This is a genomic window from Myxococcus sp. AM011 (assembly GCF_013372595.1).
Lineage (GTDB): Bacteria > Myxococcota > Myxococcia > Myxococcales > Myxococcaceae > Myxococcus > Myxococcus eversor.
In genome coordinates, this window is sequence record NZ_JABXEM010000260.1 from 1 (window position 1) to 15,985 (window position 15,985).

16 protein-coding genes are annotated in these 15,985 nt (G+C 68.7%); 6 read left to right on the plus strand and 10 right to left on the minus strand.

What is annotated here, in order from left to right:
* Together HUW62_RS37665 and HUW62_RS37670 are read left to right on the plus strand one after the other, a co-directional pair.
* A partial coding sequence (locus HUW62_RS37665; protein WP_176437161.1) for a hypothetical protein occupies positions 1–220 on the plus strand: 220 nt, incomplete at its 5' end.
* Between the two features lie 148 nt (positions 221–368).
* Positions 369–1,274 carry a LysR family transcriptional regulator gene (locus tag HUW62_RS37670; RefSeq protein ID WP_163868249.1) on the plus strand — a complete coding sequence of 302 codons (906 nt, stop codon included), beginning with the start codon at positions 369–371 and terminating at the stop codon, positions 1,272–1,274.
* 6 nt (positions 1,275–1,280) lie between these two features.
* Here the strand turns inward: HUW62_RS37670 and rsmB are convergent, their stop codons facing one another.
* Genes rsmB through HUW62_RS37690 form a run of 4 tightly spaced genes read right to left on the minus strand, consistent with a single transcriptional unit; the run spans position 1,281 to position 5,142 of the window.
* On the minus strand, positions 1,281–2,597 hold the full coding sequence (gene rsmB, locus HUW62_RS37675; protein ID WP_163868250.1) for a 16S rRNA (cytosine(967)-C(5))-methyltransferase RsmB: 1,317 nt from the start codon (positions 2,595–2,597) through the stop codon (positions 1,281–1,283).
* The gene (locus HUW62_RS37680; protein WP_338041950.1) at positions 2,594–3,553 is read right to left on the minus strand and encodes a type II 3-dehydroquinate dehydratase; all 960 of its coding nucleotides are present in this window, start codon (positions 3,551–3,553) and stop codon (positions 2,594–2,596) included. Before HUW62_RS37680 ends, rsmB begins: the two co-directional genes overlap by 4 nt.
* A gap of 43 nt (positions 3,554–3,596) precedes the next feature.
* Positions 3,597–4,532: a methionyl-tRNA formyltransferase gene (gene fmt / locus HUW62_RS37685; protein ID WP_176437162.1), complete on the minus strand. Its 936-nt coding sequence runs from the start codon at positions 4,530–4,532 to the stop codon at positions 3,597–3,599.
* 28 nt (positions 4,533–4,560) lie between these two features.
* Positions 4,561–5,142, minus strand: a complete 582-nt coding sequence (locus HUW62_RS37690) for a signal protein (protein ID WP_176437163.1) — start codon at positions 5,140–5,142, stop codon at positions 4,561–4,563.
* A 104-nt stretch (positions 5,143–5,246) separates the two neighbouring features.
* Here HUW62_RS37690 and HUW62_RS37695 point away from each other — a divergent pair, with 104 nt between their 5' ends.
* Positions 5,247–6,842 (plus strand): HEAT repeat domain-containing protein, encoded by a 1,596-nt coding sequence (locus tag HUW62_RS37695; protein ID WP_176437164.1) that lies wholly within the window; start codon positions 5,247–5,249, stop codon positions 6,840–6,842.
* Positions 6,843–6,866: 24 nt separating this feature from the next.
* Here the strand turns inward: HUW62_RS37695 and HUW62_RS37700 are convergent, their stop codons facing one another.
* Both HUW62_RS37700 and HUW62_RS37705 read right to left on the minus strand, forming a co-directional pair.
* Positions 6,867–8,990 carry an FUSC family protein gene (locus HUW62_RS37700; RefSeq protein ID WP_176437165.1) on the minus strand — a complete coding sequence of 708 codons (2,124 nt, stop codon included), beginning with the start codon at positions 8,988–8,990 and terminating at the stop codon, positions 6,867–6,869.
* A 22-nt stretch (positions 8,991–9,012) separates the two neighbouring features.
* Complete coding sequence (locus HUW62_RS37705) at positions 9,013–9,744, minus strand: dienelactone hydrolase family protein (protein ID WP_176437166.1); 732 nt, start codon at positions 9,742–9,744, stop codon at positions 9,013–9,015.
* 289 nt (positions 9,745–10,033) lie between these two features.
* Here HUW62_RS37705 and HUW62_RS37710 point away from each other — a divergent pair, with 289 nt between their 5' ends.
* Positions 10,034–10,237, plus strand: coding sequence for a hypothetical protein (locus HUW62_RS37710; protein WP_176437167.1), 204 nt, complete (start codon positions 10,034–10,036; stop codon positions 10,235–10,237).
* A 66-nt stretch (positions 10,238–10,303) separates the two neighbouring features.
* Here the strand turns inward: HUW62_RS37710 and HUW62_RS37715 are convergent, their stop codons facing one another.
* The 3 genes from HUW62_RS37715 to HUW62_RS37725 form a co-directional block, all read right to left on the minus strand.
* Positions 10,304–10,879: a DUF1629 domain-containing protein gene (locus HUW62_RS37715; RefSeq protein ID WP_176437168.1), complete on the minus strand. Its 576-nt coding sequence runs from the start codon at positions 10,877–10,879 to the stop codon at positions 10,304–10,306.
* 20 nt (positions 10,880–10,899) lie between these two features.
* On the minus strand, positions 10,900–12,240 hold the full coding sequence (locus HUW62_RS37720) for an AHH domain-containing protein (RefSeq protein WP_176437169.1): 1,341 nt from the start codon (positions 12,238–12,240) through the stop codon (positions 10,900–10,902).
* A gap of 185 nt (positions 12,241–12,425) precedes the next feature.
* On the minus strand, positions 12,426–12,842 hold the full coding sequence (locus HUW62_RS37725) for a DUF4267 domain-containing protein (RefSeq protein ID WP_176437170.1): 417 nt from the start codon (positions 12,840–12,842) through the stop codon (positions 12,426–12,428).
* A 147-nt stretch (positions 12,843–12,989) separates the two neighbouring features.
* On the opposite strand from HUW62_RS37725, the gene HUW62_RS37730 reads away from it, so the two are divergent.
* Together HUW62_RS37730 and HUW62_RS37735 are read left to right on the plus strand one after the other, a co-directional pair.
* Positions 12,990–13,925: an AraC family transcriptional regulator gene (locus HUW62_RS37730; protein WP_255203877.1), complete on the plus strand. Its 936-nt coding sequence runs from the start codon at positions 12,990–12,992 to the stop codon at positions 13,923–13,925.
* Positions 13,926–14,031: 106 nt separating this feature from the next.
* Positions 14,032–14,517 (plus strand): hypothetical protein, encoded by a 486-nt coding sequence (locus HUW62_RS37735; protein WP_176437171.1) that lies wholly within the window; start codon positions 14,032–14,034, stop codon positions 14,515–14,517.
* Between the two features lie 33 nt (positions 14,518–14,550).
* On the opposite strand, the gene HUW62_RS37740 is transcribed toward HUW62_RS37735, so the two are convergent.
* Positions 14,551–15,846, minus strand: a complete 1,296-nt coding sequence (locus tag HUW62_RS37740) for a TerB family tellurite resistance protein (RefSeq protein WP_255203878.1) — start codon at positions 15,844–15,846, stop codon at positions 14,551–14,553.
* Between the last annotated feature and the right edge of the window lie 139 nt (positions 15,847–15,985).

Genomic DNA, 15,985 nt, shown 5'->3' on the forward strand with positions numbered 1-15,985 from the left:
GTTCCTGGGGGGCCTCGGGCTGCTCGCCGCCGGCCTCAAGGGCACCTTCGGCACCCTGGACTGCACCCAGCTCTCCGGCCCCGAGTGCGAGCTGCTCCAGCAGGCCAGCCACGAGATGGGCCGCTTCCAGACGCGCTTCGGCGGCGCGCTGGTGGCCCTGGCCGCCGCCCTCTTCGTCCTGGTGCGCCGGCGGATGCTTCCCCCTCCCGAAGCACCCTGACGCCCCCGGGCGGCCCCGCCACCCAAGGCCCCTCCCGCTTCCTCTGCCCGACAGCCGGCCAACCCGAGGGGTTAGCGCATTTGGCGGAGTGACGTAGGAAGGCTAATTAATAGTGGCCTGACCATTAGGTTGGGAGTAGGAGCGGCCCATGCAGCTCGAGTCCCTGAAGATGTTCTGTGACGTGGTGGAGACCGGCTCCTTCTCGCGAGCGGCCCAGCTCAACCACGTGACTCAGTCGGCGGTCAGCCAGCAGATTCGCGCGCTGGAGAACCGCTATGAGCAGAAGCTCCTGTCGCGCAGCGCCCGGCAGGTGACGCCGACGCCCGCGGGCGAGCGGCTGTTCCGCGGGTGCAAGGAGATTCTCGCGCGCTTCGCGGAGGTGGAGCAGGAGATTCGCGAGCAGGCCACGGAGGTCGCCGGCACCAGCACCGTGTCCACCATCTACTCGGTGGGTCTGCACGAGCTGAACGCGGTGCAGAAGCAGCTGCTCAAGGCGCACCCCAAGGTGAACATGCGGCTGAACTACCGCCGCAATGACCAGGTCTACGACGACGTGATTCTGGGCGCGGCGGAGATTGGCATCGTCGCCTATCCGCAGCCGCGCGCGGGCGTGGACATCCTCCCGTTCCGCGACGACAAGCTCGCCATCGTCTGCGCCCCCAACCACCCCTTCGCCAGCAAGCAGAAGGTGAGCCTCACCGCGCTGTCCGGCGTGCCCTTCATCGCGTTCGACCGCGAGGCGCCCACGCGCAAGGCGTTGGACCGGCTCTTCCGCGAGAAGAACATCGACATCAACCCGGTGATGGAGATGGACAACGTGGAGACCATCAAGCGGGCGGTGGAGATGGGCCTGGGCGTCGCCATCCTCCCCGTGTCCACGGCGCAGAGCGAGGTGAAGGCCGGCTCGCTGGTGGCCAAGCCCTTCGCCGAAGGGCCCGTGTCGCGCCCCATCGGCCTGCTCATCCGCAAGGGCAAGTACCTGGACCGCGCCTCGGCGGCGGTGTTGGAGGCGTTCAAGGCCGCCGCCAACCTGCCGGTCGCCGAGGATACGTAGTCGTCGCTAGTACATCTTCCGGAGGCGCGCGGCGAAGAACCCGTCGAAGCCCTCCGGACCTGGCAGGGTCCTCAAGTACGCCTGGGTGAGCGGCAGCTTGAGGCCCGGCAGCACGGGCGGCTCGGCCGTCCACTCCGGGTGGCTGCGCAGGAACATCTCCACCTGGTCCTGCCCCTCCTGCGGCTCCAGCGTGCACACCGCGTAGACGAGCAGTCCGCCCGCGGGCACCGCCTCCTGGCAGTTCTCCAGGATTTTCCGCTGGAGCGTGGCCAGCCGGGAGACGTCCTCCTCCTTGCGGCGGTAGCGCAGCTCCGGGTGTCTGCGCAGCGTGCCCAACCCCGAGCACGGCGCGTCCACCAGCATCGCGTGGAACTCGCCCCACGCTTCGGGGAAGGGCTCGGTGGCGTCGTGCGCGTAGGCCTTCAGTCGCGACGTCAGGCCCAGGCGCTTCACCTCCGACTCAATCTTGCGCAGCTTGTGGGCGTGCAGGTCCACGGCGACCACGTCGTGCGACTGCGCCTGGTGACAGGACTTGCCGCCGGGCGCCGCGCAGACGTCGAGCACGCGCGCGTTGTCGGGGATGGCGCCGTACACGCCGACGAGCTGGGCGGCCTCGTCCTGCACCTGCCACAACCCCTCCGAGTAGCCGTACACGTCCTCGATGCGGCCCACCGGCGGAAGGATGATGCCCACGGGCGAAATCGTCGCGGCCTTCGCGTCCACGCCCACTTCCTGCAACTGCGTGAGCAACGCGTCGCGCGTCACCTTGGACGTGTTGGCGCGAATCGCCACGGGCGGGGACTGGTTGTCCGCCACCAGCATGGACTCGGCGCGCTCGCGGCCGAACTGGCGCAGCCAGCGCTCCACCAGCCACTGCGGATGACTCTCTCGCACGGACAGGTGGTGGGCGATGTCCGTGGGCGAGGGCAGCGGCGGCGCGGGCAGCTCCGCGAGCTTGCGGAGGATGGCGTTGGTGAAGCCGGCGGCGCGGGCGAGCCCCACTTCCTTCAGGGCCTGCACCGTCTCCGCCACGGCGGCGCGCGCGGGCACACGGGTGTGGAATATCTGGTACGCGCCGATGCGCAGGGCCGCCAGCACGCGGTCCTCCATGGCCTCCAGCTTGCGGTCGGCGAAGCGGGTGATGGCGTAGTCCAGCGCGAGCTGCCGGCGCGTGGTGCCGTAGGCGAGCTCCGTGGCGAGCCCCGCGTCACGCGGGTCCTTGGGAGGTGACTCCGACAACATCGTGTCGAGCACCACGTTGAGATAGGCGTCCGTTGCTCGGACGCGCGCCAGCACGAGGATGGCGAGTGCGCGGGGATTCATCCTTCGTCGAGCCGAGTCATCAGGTCCACGAGCTGCTCATCCGAGAGCCTTGTCGCGGGGAGGTGGGACAGCGTGAGGCGCTGGAGACTGTCTTCCAGCAAGTCCCTCTGACCATTCTCGGCGGGAGCGCCGCCTTGGATGGCCTCGTAGCGCGAGCGCGCCCAGGTGGACAGCTCAGAAGCAGTGAGCTTTCCGGAGAGCCGGTCCGAAATCTTCTGGCGCACCAGCACCCGCGTGAGCAGGTCCGTCGTCGACGCCACCGACTTGGAACCGCGCCCCAGCGTCTTGCCAGATTTGGAGGACTCCGAGTCCTCGGACTTCGCGGCGGCCGGCTTGCGTCCAATCGACTTGCCGGAGCCCGAAGCGCCCTGCCCCGACGGGAGCGCCAGCGGCTTCGCGGGGACTCGCGCGAGCGCGCTCCCTGTCTCGGTGGCGCCCTTGCGGCCCATCGACTTCCCCGAAGAGGAGGACGAGGACTTCGCCGCCGCTGGAGCACCGCTCTCCTGCTTGCGGCCCAGGGACTTCTTCGGCTCCGGGGTGCCGGGCGTGAAGACGCCGCTGGCGAAGGTGTCCAGCGCTTCCAGGTAGGGCTCGAAGCCGCCGCCGGCGCCGTGCACCTGGAGGACACACGCCTCCCCGACGACGGACTCACGGGCCGGGGGACGCAGCAGCACTTCGATGGCGGGCAGGCCCACCACCTCCAGCCCTTCCTTGAGGGCGTACGAGCCGAAGAGGCTCGCGGGGTTGATGAGGATGCCCTCCACCGCCTCGCGCTCGGCGGCGAGCGTGTCCAGCAGCACGCCCTCGTGGTTGGACTGGACGATTTTCAGCGTCAGGCCCAGCTCCTTGGCCCGCGCGCGCAACGCGACATCCAGGTCCGACAACCCACGCGTGCCGTCGCGCACACCCAGCAGATTCAGGTTCGGCCCATGCAACACCAGCAGTCTCATGCCCATCCGCCTGTACTCGAAAAAGCGCGTCCCGTCCGCGACATATCCTCTACGTGCCGAACGGTTGGCTGCCCACGGCCAGCTTGTGGCCCATGAGGAACTCCGCCGCCTTCATCACCCGCTTGCCCTCTGGCTGGATGTCCAGCAGCACGAGCGAGCCCTCGCCACACGCCACCTCCAGCCCCTCCGGCCCCGACGCCAGCACCGTGCCCGGCGTGCCCTGACCCTCCGCCACGCGCACGCGGTGCACCTTCACCAGCTTGCCGCCCAGCGTGGTGAACGCCCCGGGCCACGGCGTGAAGGCGCGCAACCTCCGCTCCAGCGCGATGGCGGGACGGGTGAAGTCCAGCTTCCCCTCGTCCTTCTCGATGATGGGCGCCAGCACCATGCCCTCGGAGGGCTGGGCCACGGGCTTCAGCTCACCACTCAGGTACGCCGGCAGCGACTCGCGCAGCAGCTCTCCGCCCAGCGCCGCGAGCTTCGGGTACATCGTCGCGCTCGTGTCCTCCGGGCCGATGGGCAGCCGCTTCATGGCGAGCATGGGGCCGGTGTCCAGGCCCTCGTCCATCACCATCAGGGTGACACCTGTCTCCGTGTCACCGTAGGCAATCGACCATTGAATCGGCGCGGCGCCCCGGAAGCGCGGCAGGAGCGAGCCGTGCACGTTGACGCAGCCCTTCTTGGGCAGGTCGAGGAGGTCCTTGGGGAGGATGCGGCCGTAGGCCGTCACCACGCACACGTCGGCTTCGAAGCGGCGCAGCTCCTCGGCGAACGGAGGGGTGCGCAGCTTGACGGGCTGGAACACGGGCACGCCTCGCGCCAGCGCCAGCTCCTTCACGGGCGGCGCCGTCAGCGTGTTGCCCCGGCCCTTGGGCTTGTCCGGCTGGGTGACGACGGCCACGACTTCGCCCAAATCGAAGCAGGCTTCGAGCGAGGACACGGCGAAGTCGGGCGTGCCCATGAAGATGATGCGGGGTCTGCTCATGGTGTTGCGGTTCTCCTGCGGCGACGCTTCAAGCCACGGACTTGAAGGTGCCCCCGGTGGGATTGTCCACTGCTTGACGTTTGCGCGTGTGCAGTTGGTTCAGCGTCTCCAGCGCCTCGCGGGCCTCGGGAGTGGTGGCCACGGGCTTGAGCGCGGCCAGCGCCACCTCCAGGGCATATGCCTCGTCGGCCTCTCGCTGGCGGATGCGATCCACCGCCTCGCTGAACCTGTCAAAGAAGCGCTTCAGCTCATCCTTCTTCCGCAGCGGGCGCAGCCGGGGATAGCGCCCGGCGGCCAGCGCCGCGACATAGAGGCTCATCACGTGCACGGGGCCGGCGACCCGGTGGGTGAAGAGCAGCCCGAACAGGCCCAGCAGCACACCCATCCCCGCGGAGCCCAACGCGGTGAGCCAAAGGAGCGATTGCCCGCCGTCCACGCCCGCGCTCACGGAGGAGACGTGGAGGCGGTGGGCCAGCAGTCCGAACACCCCCATGCTGCCCGCGCCCATGCCGGCCAGCAGAAGGATGTACTTGAGCTGGAACTCCCGGTCGAGCAGGTACGTCCGGCGGGTGTAGCCCGGGCGCGACGCATTGTGAGTGTCGTCGGACATGTCGTTGACCAGCGTACCCCAGGTGACGCGGGCGATTTGCTTCCTTCGTGACAGGAGGTTTACGACGGCGGTCAGGACTACCCCGCAGACGTCCAGGAGCCTGCATGAGCCGCCCCATCGCAGCGTGGTGTGTTGCCGCAGCAATCCTCTGTCTCACCGGGTGCAAATCGGACCCCAACACGCCCGAGTACTGGCAGGGGACGTTGCAACAGACGCGGCGCGCGGAAGACAGGGTCCGGCTCATCGAGGCGATGCGCACGAAGACGAAGGTGAACGAGACGTTCCTGCCCATGCTGCACGAGGCGCTGGGACAGGAGCGCAAGCCGGAGGTGAAGGCGGCGCTGGCCCGGGCGATTGGCGACGTGCACCACGCCTCGTCGGTGGAGGCGCTGTCCGCGGCCATCGACCCGGCGGCGGGGGACATGTCCGCGCAGCTGGCCAACAAGGCGATGGTGACGGCGCTCGGCGAGATTGGCGACGTGCGCGCGGTGCCCGCGCTGGTGCCGTTGCTGCGCGCGAAGGACACGTATGCGCGCATCGAAGCCATCCAGGTCCTGGGGGCGATGAAGGCGAAGGAGGCGGTGGAGCCGCTCATCGCGCTGGCCACGGACGAGGGCGTGGAGCCCTTCCTCAACAAGAAGGCCATCGAGGCGCTGGGCCACATCGGTGACGGCCGCGCGGCGCCCGCGCTCATCCGGATGCTGACGAAGGAGCGCAAGGGCAAGTCCTTCTACGTGGAGAGCAGCTTCGCGCTGTACCAGTTGGGGCAGCCGGCGGCGGATGCGCTGCTGCCGGCGCTGGAGGGGCGGGACTCGGAGCTGCTCGCGTGGGCGAAGACGAACGGCGTCAACCCGGCCAGCTACCCCATGAAGGCGGCGACGGTGCTGGGCGACTTGCGCGAGAAGCGCGCGGTGGAGCCGCTGCTCAAGCTGCTGACGTTCTCGCATTCGGACGTGCAGATTCAGTCGCTGGTGCGGATGCAGGCGGCGGACGCGCTGGGGCGGCTGCGGGCGCCGGAGGCGGTGAAGCCGCTGACCACGCTGGTGTTGGAGACGGACCCGACGGTGCGTGACGCGTACGTGCGCGCGCTGGTGCGCCTGGGTGGACGCGACGCGCTGCCCGCGCTGGAGAAGGCGGCTGGCACGGGGGACTGGTACTCGCGCGAAATCGCGGTGAAGGGCCTGGCCATGCTGGGCGACGCGCGCGAGCAGCCGCTGCTCCAGAAGATCGCCGCGGCGGAGCCGGCGCGCACGGCGGCGGACTGCAAGGCGACGGGCGAGGAAGGCTGCGACAACGCGGCGGCGCTGGGCAAGAAGCGCGCGGACACCGTGACGGGACATGCGGCGCTGCTGGAGGCGGGACAGGCATGCTCGGGCGATGCGGGCTGCTGGGTGAAGCGCATGGACAAGGCGAGCAAGCCGATGCTGGAGCGCGCGGCGCTGGAAGTGGGCCGCACGGGCTCGGGTGAGCATGTGCCGGCGCTCGCCGCGAAGCTGGGAGAGCGCGACACGGAGGTGCGGCTGGCCTTCATCCTCGCGACGGGGTGGCTGCTGGATGGCTCGCAGGACGCGGCGAAGAAGGTCCGAGAGACGGCGCTGCCCACGCTGCGCAAGCAACTCCAGGACGAGCAGGGCGTCACCCAGCTCGCCAGCGTCAACGAGGACCTCCGTCGTCTGCTGATGCGCATCGAGCGCACCTGAGTCGTGCGTACCCGTGGCGGCGCCTCACGGAGACAACTGGGGCGCCGCGCGCACCGTGGCGTGATGGAGCACGGTGAGCTGTCGCACCAGCCGGTCCAACTGGGTGCGTGACAGCACGTCCGTGTCCTCCTGTTGCGCCGACATCGTCTTGGGCAGAGGGGATGGCACGCGGCGGTGCTCCACCGCGACCGCCAGGTCCTCCAGCACGTTCCCCGCGTAGCTCGCGACGGGTGACAGGTCCTGTCGGCCATGCCACTGGCGGCTCGCGGCCAGCGCCGTCACCGCGGAACCGAAGCGGCGCGCATACGTGAGCATCGCCATCGCAGGTTCAAGCTGTCGCGAAGAGCCCCGGTACTCGGTGAGCAGTCGTTGGAACGACGCCTCTGCGGATAGCAACTGCAAGCCCAGCTTGCGCCGGGCCTCGCGCACCTCCGGCTCCGCGTCCGAACCCGCCGACGCCACGCTCAGCAAGTAGTCCCGATCGGCGCGCAGCGCATTGGCCACCTCCTCCGGAAAGCGCACGCGCTCGGGACTCGGCCACAACAGCCGCGCCCCGATGAGCGCGATGGCGCCGCCAATCATCGTGTTGGCGATGCGCACTCCCGCCAACTCCCAGTCCCCCGTCTGAATCTCCGCCAGCAGCACCAGCGCCGGCGCGAGCAGCACCTGGAAGAACGAGAGGCTCAGCGGCTTCACGGCGATGGCCACCGCGAAGAACACCATGATTGCCACCAGCAACACGGCCGGGTCTCTAACGAGCGCGACGAGCCCCGCCGCCAGCGCGCTCCCCAGCAACGTCCCCCCGGCGCGCTGCAACCCGCGCTGGAACGTCATCCCCGAATAGGGCTGAAGCACCACGATGACGGTGATGATGACCCAGTAGCCATGGTCCAACCCCAGCCCCTGCACGAGCGCGGTGGCAATCGCCGCGGCGACACCCAGCCGCAGCGCATGGCGGAAGATGACGGAGCCGATGCTCAGGTTGTCGCGCAGCGGCTCCAGCAACGGGCGCCCCCGAAGCGAGGCGGGATGCGGCCCCATGGGCAGGTCCGACTCGATGGGACGGCCGTCCTCCAGGTGGTTTGCCACCTCCAGCAGCGCCTCGGTGTACTCGCGCAACCGGACCAGCAACGCCTCCGCATGCGAGTACGCCGCGCGCGCTGAATCAGGCAGCCCGCCCTCGGCCACCTGCGCCGCCAGCGCGCGTCGCACACGCTCGGCATTCCACGTGGAGGGCTCCGGTTCTCCCTTCTCCTGCTCCAGGGCGCGCGCGATGTGGCGCAAGTCCCGCGCAAGCTCCGAGAGCGCTCGCTGCACCTCCGCGCGCAGGGCGTGGTAGCGCGTCTCACGAGGTGACACCTCCAGCGTCTCCGGCAGCGCCACCAGCAGCGCGAGCACCGCGTCCACGCCCTCCAGCAGCACCAGCAGGTGCTCACCCCGGTCGCTCTCCCCCGCTCGCCCGCGTCGAGTGGACGCAAGCACACCACGGGCCTCTTCCAGCGACTGGCGCACGCGGGACTCCCAGTCGACGACCTCCACCAGATTGGGCGGCGCGGTGGGCCCTTCGAGTGGCCACCTCCCCACCTCCTCCGCGCGGTCAGCGAGCTCGCGGTAGCAGCGGGCGATGGCGAAGCGCGCGGGGCGGTAGGGCCGCAGCGGCCACAACACCAACGCCAGCATCATCGCCCACAGGCCGCCCATGATGAACAACCCGGAGCGGGACAGCGCCGCGGCGAAGTCATGCGCGGGCAGCGCCAGTGACACCACCGTGTAGTTGGCGAGCACCACGCCCATCAACCCCGGCGTGTCTCCATACGAGCGCGCGAAGCCGCACGCCGTCACCCAGCAGAACGTGAGCAGCACGGCGGCCCACGGCGGCAAGTGCAGCGCGGAGACCAACCCCATCACCGCGCCCAGCAGCGTCATGGCGCCCATGGTGACCGCGCGGTCGCGATAGGGGCCTCCCCGGTCCACGAGCGTGACGAAGAGGGCCGCCATGCCCACCCACGTCGCGGCGGGCAGGTGCTGCGTCGCGGCGACCACCATGGGTACACCGACCGCGAGCGCGGCGCGCAGGCCCGCGCCCAAAGCCGGGCGCGCGGGCTCCAGTCGGACGAACGACTCGACGTGACGCCTGAACGAGTTCATGGAGCGAAGGAGGTCTCCATCGTCACACGGCGCCGTCCTGCTCGCCGGTCCACTCCAGGACGCCAGGGCCCGCGGCGGCGCGGAAGCAATCCGAAAACCAGGCCGTGGCCAGACGCCATGCGGTGGCGAGTGGCACCGGCTCGGGGAAGCCTCGCGAAGCCCCGTCGAGGAGCTGGAGGCCCTTGCGTGTCTCGGCGGGAAGTCTGTCGAACACGCTCCGGACCAGTGCCACCCGGTCCGGGTCATCGCCCGCGCCGATGAGCAACGTGGGCACCCGCACGTCCGCGAGGAGCGCGCCGGCCTTGTCGGGCCGTCCGCCCAGCGTCACCACGGCCTGCACGCCACCGGGCTGGTGCGCGGCGGCCACGAGCACGGCGGCCGACCCCAGGCCCGTGCCGAGGTAGCCCATGGGAAGCAACGAGAGGCTCTCGTCGCGCTGGAGCCAGTCGCGAGCCACCTCCAGCCGGTGGGCGATGAGCTCCACGTGAGGGCCCTCGCGCAGCGTCCAGTCCTCGGCCATCTCTTCATCGGCGGTGCGCAGCTCCAGCCACAACGTGGCCAGCCCGGCCGCATGCAGGGTGCCGTGGAGTCCGCCTCCGCCCGCCTCGACTCGTGGCACCTCCTCGTCTCCGGCGAGGAGCACGAGCCCGGCTGCTCGCTCCGGAACGACGAGCCGGCCCGAGAGCAGGCGTCCGCCCACGCCCACCTCCACGTCACGCTGATGCACGCGCATCGACATGCCTCCCACGGACATGGCAGGCCACCGCAAGGGCCCAGGTCCGCCGGGTAAAGCTGGGACCCGTCCGCGCTTCTGGCAGCACCCTCACCGCCTGATTCAGGGCAGGCCAGCGGACAGGCGCTCGGCGCGTCCCAGGCAACGGCAAGGTGAACAGCCGTTCCCGCCATCTCGTGACAACCATTCCCGAGCGCGAGGCGCGACATCAAAAGACAAACATCCCGGACCGCCCGGATTCGGCTGGAAATGAGTCCCTGGACGACCGGGTAGCACTCCCGCGCGGAACCTTCCGCGCATGGGAGGCAACATGCGTCGAATCATGATGAGCGCTGCACTGGTGGTGGGATTGGGCGGAGGCTTCACCGTGGGGGCCAGCCCGCTGTCGACTGAATCCGTGGGCCCGACGCTTCCGGGCATCTGCAGCCGCACCTTGTGCCAGCACCAATGCAGCCTGTCAGGAGCCACCGGCACCTGCTTCAACGGGATGTGCATCTGCACCATCGACCTGTAGCGGGCCCGCTGTCGTAAGCGCCAGCACACCGGGGTTGGAGTCTGGCCGGCCAGACCTCCAACCCCGTTAGACTTCCTCGAACTCTGCTCCTGTGACCTTCGCGCGCTCCAGGGCCGCTTTGATATCCTCGGAGACGATGAGGACTCCCGACCATCCCCAGGTGCGGAACACCTTGGCGTCGGCCACCTTCGAACGGTCAATCCGCATGCCGTAGACGCTTCGGTAGTTGCCGAGCTTCTCCGGCCGCTCATCCTCGGGCTTCCAATACAGCACCTCTTCCGATGCCTCGTCGTCGATGCACCGGACAAGCCGTGTCGCCACGAGAATGAGGTACTCATCTGGGCAGCCCTGGATATCCACGGGTATCAGTTGCACGTCATTGGGGGCCAGCTCCGCGAAGAGGGTGGCCACCCTGACGTGGACAACGGGAGTCATGCCAGCGCCCGCGGTGCTGTAGTCCAACCTCCGTCCAGGCTCGTCGATGGGAATCGACAGGCGGCCAGAGACCTGTGCGGGCCGTCCTGACGTAAATTCCCTGAAGTCCTCCAGCTCGCGACCCTGGCTGTCCAGTGGTTCGTCCAGAGACCACTTCCCGCGCTGCATTTCCGGCTTGAGCCTGAAGTATCGAGATGGATTCAGCATGGTTGAGTTCTCAAGTGGCATCACCTGCCCTGAGTCACAAGCCTGTGGAGTATCGTTCCCGGAGTCTGGGCTTCCGTGGCGAGCCTGCGCAGCTCACTCGTGAGGGCCTTTCGGCAAGCAACCACCGTGCGGCAGCTCCCCAGCGCATCCTGAAGTCGCAAGAAAACAATGTCATGATACTCCTGTGGATGCGGCCCCTTGTGCCCCACGACCTCGACGATGTTTTCGCGGTCCTTCAGGTCCATCCCAGCCTTCTTGAAGAGCTTTCGGAATTCCGGCGTCCAGGGTCCACCTCTCGCGGTGGAGACATCGTTCTTGTTCGTGGCGATGTGGTGGTGCTCTCCCGCGCCGCCCATGCCCTGGCTCGCCATGGCCAAGGCGTTGGGGGCAAGCGCGATGGTGAAGCCCTCCGTGGTCAACGCGACGGACCGGACGCTCCCCACCGATGCGAACTGGATGCCCGCCTGAGACTCCACTGCGAGTGCCGCCTGGGCAGAGCCCGGCAACCCGGCTGACTTCGAGGCCAGCCCTGCGGTGTTGCCAATAGCGACCGTGGCGAGCATGACGAAGACGCGCGCCGAATTCTCCCCAAGGACTTCGCCGTAGGCCTCGCCTGTCGCGCGAAGCTGCTCGAACGTCCTTGCCTGGTCCACCATCCGCACCAGGGTCAACCACCCGTCCAACAACCGCCACACCGTGTCCACCCCCAGGTATGCCATCGCGAGGGTCGTCAAGGTCGCGGCGACACCCTTCGAAACGGGCTCAGGTAGCGCCCAGAGCAGGAGATACATCGTTGCGGAAGCGGTGATGGCGGCCACGACTGCACCGGGGTCTGTCATGCCGTCCAACGCCTCGGAGGTCTCGTCCCACACGGAGTCCATGGCGATGGCCAAGGCCCACGTGTACTTGCCGTCACTGGCCAGCAGGGGCCCCTCCTCCAACAGGCGCAAGCAGTCACCAGGCTGGTCCTTCAGCCTGCACCACTGGCCATATGCGCGTGTCAGCTCCTCGTCCGCATAGGACTCCAACAAGTGGGGGCCGTCCACGTCCTCGTGACGTTGGGGAATGAGTCTCTGTCCGCGTTGCTCGTATCGGTACACGCCGCTGCGGGAAGGCACGCCGAAGAGGTCTCGGGCCTCCTGCATGGGGTTACGGGCGGGACGAACATCCCGGGCCAGCTCCGCGACGGCTTCCACGAACTCGTCGTCGTCGAGTTCCGCCGCTCCCACTTCCGCGCCTGGCTCATTGCGCGGGATGATGACGAAGGAGTCGTGCCCGGTATCCAGTCGAACGACACGACTCGTCGTGCAGCCGGCACCAAGCATCAGCAGGAGCAGCGGCACCACCCAGCGAAGCAGCATGGAGTGTCCCCAGGGAGCAGCCCACGACGAGAAGGGCCTAACCCTGGATACTGGAAAGACTCTGAGGCGCCAAGCCCCCGCCGCACCAGCTGGGAGCCACGCCCCTTCCCCATGGCTGCGGCCACAACCAAGTCCAAGAGTTGGGGCTATCGCAGGGCGTCGCCACCGCGCACCTGGCTGCTGAATCAAGAGGTGACTTTCTGGGGGCGCAGCAGCGCGGCGGCCAGCACGACTCCGTAGACCGCCGCGCTTCCATGGACCGCAAGCGCGAAGGCGAGTGAGGCACCGCCATGCATCACGGTCAGCGCATCCACGGTGGGCATCACGATGCAAGCAAGGACGAGGACGCCCGCGGCCTGTCGCTGTCGGATGGCCACCAGGGCGAACATCGCCAGTGCCAGGCCGAGGTCCCTGCCCGCCTTGACGTACAGCCAGGGGATGACCTCGCTCCCGGAGTCGGCCAGACCGAAGCCCCTGGCCGCGCTTACCGGGTCCCGCGCGGCATTGAGGCTGAGGAACAGCATGAAGGCGCCCAGCAGCAGGGTGAACAAGGCCGTGGGTGACGTGAGCTTCCAGGGCAACCGTGAGGGATTCGGGTTCATGAGGCCTCCAGCTGAAGCGTGGGTGTCGTTCATGGCTGGGAATGTGACGTGCTGGCCTCGGAGGAGCCATTCTCGGACGGCTCAACCTTTTGTCTGAAACGCTCATGGCGCGAGCGCTGGAGACAGCCCGCTGCTAGCCTCGAGGGCATGGACCTCTCGCATGCTTCCGACCTGCTGGGGCAGATTCTCGAGCGAACCCGTCTGCGAGGGCAGCTCTACTGCCGCACCGTGGCGCGGGCCCCCTGGGGGCTGCGCTTTGCGCCCACGGCGTCGGCGACCATTCACCTGGTCATCGCGGGCTCCTGTCACCTCACGCAGGGCCGGGACACCATCGCGCTGGGGCCTGGTGATGTCGTGCTGCTGCCGCGCGGCGACGGGCATGCCATGGCGGACTCGCCCCGCAGCCCCAAGGTGAGGGTGGAAGATTGGCTGGCGACACGAGGAGAAGGGGCTTCCGAGTATGTGCTGGGTGGGGCCGGTGTGGAGTCGCGGGTGCTCTGTGGATTCTTCGCGTTCGACGAGCCGGGGGCGCATCCCGTGTTGCGGCTGCTCCCCGAGCGGGTCCACCTGCGAGGGGCTTCCGAGGACGCGCGGGCCCTGTTGCCCACGGTGTCGCTGCTCGAACGGGAGTACGCGCGGGGAGAGCGGGGCGCCTCGGTCATCGTCTCCCGGTTGCTCGACATCCTCCTGGTGCAGGTGCTTCGTGCCTGGGCGGACGCGCAGCCACCAGGAGGCGCGGGCTGGTTGGGGGCGCTCGGCGACCGGACACTCGCCAGCGCCCTGGGCTGGATGCATGCGGAGCCGGGGAGGAGTTGGACCGTGAGCGAGCTGGCGCGGCGCTCGGGGACTTCAAGGGCGACCCTCGCGCGGCGGTTCGCGAGCGAAGTGGGCGTAGCGCCTCATGAGTACCTCACGCGGCTTCGGATGCAGGAGGCCGCGCACGCGCTGCGTGAGGGACAGGACGGGCTCGCGGCCATCGCGGGCCGCGTGGGTTACGAGTCCGAGTTCGCCTTCAACCGGGCTTTCCGGCGGGAGATGGGAGTGCCTCCCGGCGAGTACCGGCGCAAGGCCCGTGAGGGCTAGAGTCCCTCGCTTCCGCGGGCACCCCCAATGTGATGTCAGGGTGTTCGATGTCGAAGAACGATCAACTGCTGCCCAGGATGCGGTTGATGAATCGAATGACTGAGCCATGGCCGCAATAACGGAAATCGCGACGCAGGTTCGACAGCACTGGCTGGAGCACCACCTCAACGTCCAGCCGGTCGTGATGAAGGAAGTCATGGACGCCTGGCGGTCGCTTCCTGGCGCACTTCCGGAAGAATACGAGGCGTTCCTCCGCATCGCCGGGCTTCCAACGGATGAGGATTCCCGGGGGTTTCGTTTCTGGTTGCCCGAGGAACTTCGCGCGACCGCCGACGTGCTGCGGGACGCCGGGTACGGCTGCAACGCCACGGAGGCGTCGGTCATCTTCGTCGACTACCTTCATCAATCGTGGTGGTACGCGCTGTGGGTATCAGGGCCTTGGAAGGGATACGTGTCCCTCGTCCTGGGCACCAGGAGCGGCGACGATCCCCGGTTTCCGCTGGGGACCCTGGAGGAGTTCCTGCTCGGGTACATCAAGGACGACGACGATGTGCTCTGTCGGCGGATGCCCGAGAAAGGCGAGGAGCGCTGACGTAGAGGCCAGGCCCATGGCTTGCGCTGTCCCCTACCCCGCCTCGCGCTCCGGCCCGTAGTCCTCCGCGTCGTCCGGGAATGGCACGGGCGCCTCGTCCTGGAACGAGCTGGGCAACAGGCTGAACGGCAACAGCTTCGCGAGCGCGGCCAGCAGCAGGAATCCCCCAGGCGCCGCGAAGATGGCGAGCGCGGGAATCGCCTTGGCCACGTCGATGAGCTGCGCACGCATGCGGTGCCGCTCGTCCTCCGTCAGCTTCTGCCGCCGCGCCAGCTTCGTCACCAGCACCGCCAGGTCCCCCGTCTCACGGACCTCCTGCATCAGCCGGTAGAAGTTCTTCTCCAGCGTCTCCTGCATGCCCGCGACCATGTCGTCGCCCATGGCGCTCGCCGCGTCCCTCACGGTGAACACGTCGACGATGGAGCGGTGGCGCGCGTAGAACTCCGCCATCTCCAGCTCCAGCCGCCGCAGCTCCTCCTTCGGCACATGCAGCGCGTCCGCCAGCTCGTCGATGAAGGCCCGCTCCCGCCGCGTGCGCCGCCCATCCACCAGCGCCGCCAGCAACGTCTGCTCCAGCAGGAAGTGTCGCATGTCCACGCTGCGAACCTGGCGCACCACGTCCCGCACGGAGCGCCGTCGCTCGAAGGACTGCTTCACCGCCGCCTTCAGCTCGGACGCCATCGCCGCCGACAGCTTCAAATCCTCCACCTGCTTGAGGATGGCCCGACGCGCGGGAGTGCTCGGCTGCCGGTCCACGCACGCCAGCCCCGTCAGCACGTCCACCAGCAGCGCCTTCTGCTTCGCCGCGAAGTCAGAGCGCCGCCGCACCTGCTCCTTCAACAACCGCCCGCTGGCGAAGTAGTCAATCGCCTGCCGACAGAACAACTGCGCATCCGCGTACTGCGCGCCGTTGTGCAACACCAACCCATACACCGGGTCACCAGCCAGCGTGGGCTCGCGCTTGCGCAGCGCCGCCTCCACCTTCGCCGTCTGTCGCTTCGTCACCGGCTTGCCCGCCGTGAGCTGCTCGGCCAGCGTCGACGCCAGCTCCAGCTCCCCGGACAACACCGAGAAGAGGACCAGCAGCTGCTCGCCTCGAGGCCCGGTCGGCGCCCCCACCTGCCGCGCCAGCTCCAACGCCAACGTCGCCAGCGTGCGAAGCACCGCGTGGAAGAGCTGCTCCTCCAACGCCCGGGCCTGGAACTCCGTCTCCGGCCCCGCCTCCAGGGACTCGGGAGGGTCCGCCGGGGTGCCGTACAGGAGCCCACTGGCGCGAAGGGTCCGCCGCAGGTACGCCCGGGCCCGAGCGCGGCCCGAGCCCAGAGGCAAGGCGGTCTCCTCCGAAGCGGGCGTGCCCATATGAGCGGCGACCGCTTCATTGAGGAGCGGAGTGAGCCACCCCGCCTTGCTGAAATCCAACACCGGAACACCCCCGGACCCGCCCCATGACGGTCTCGCGGATGTAACC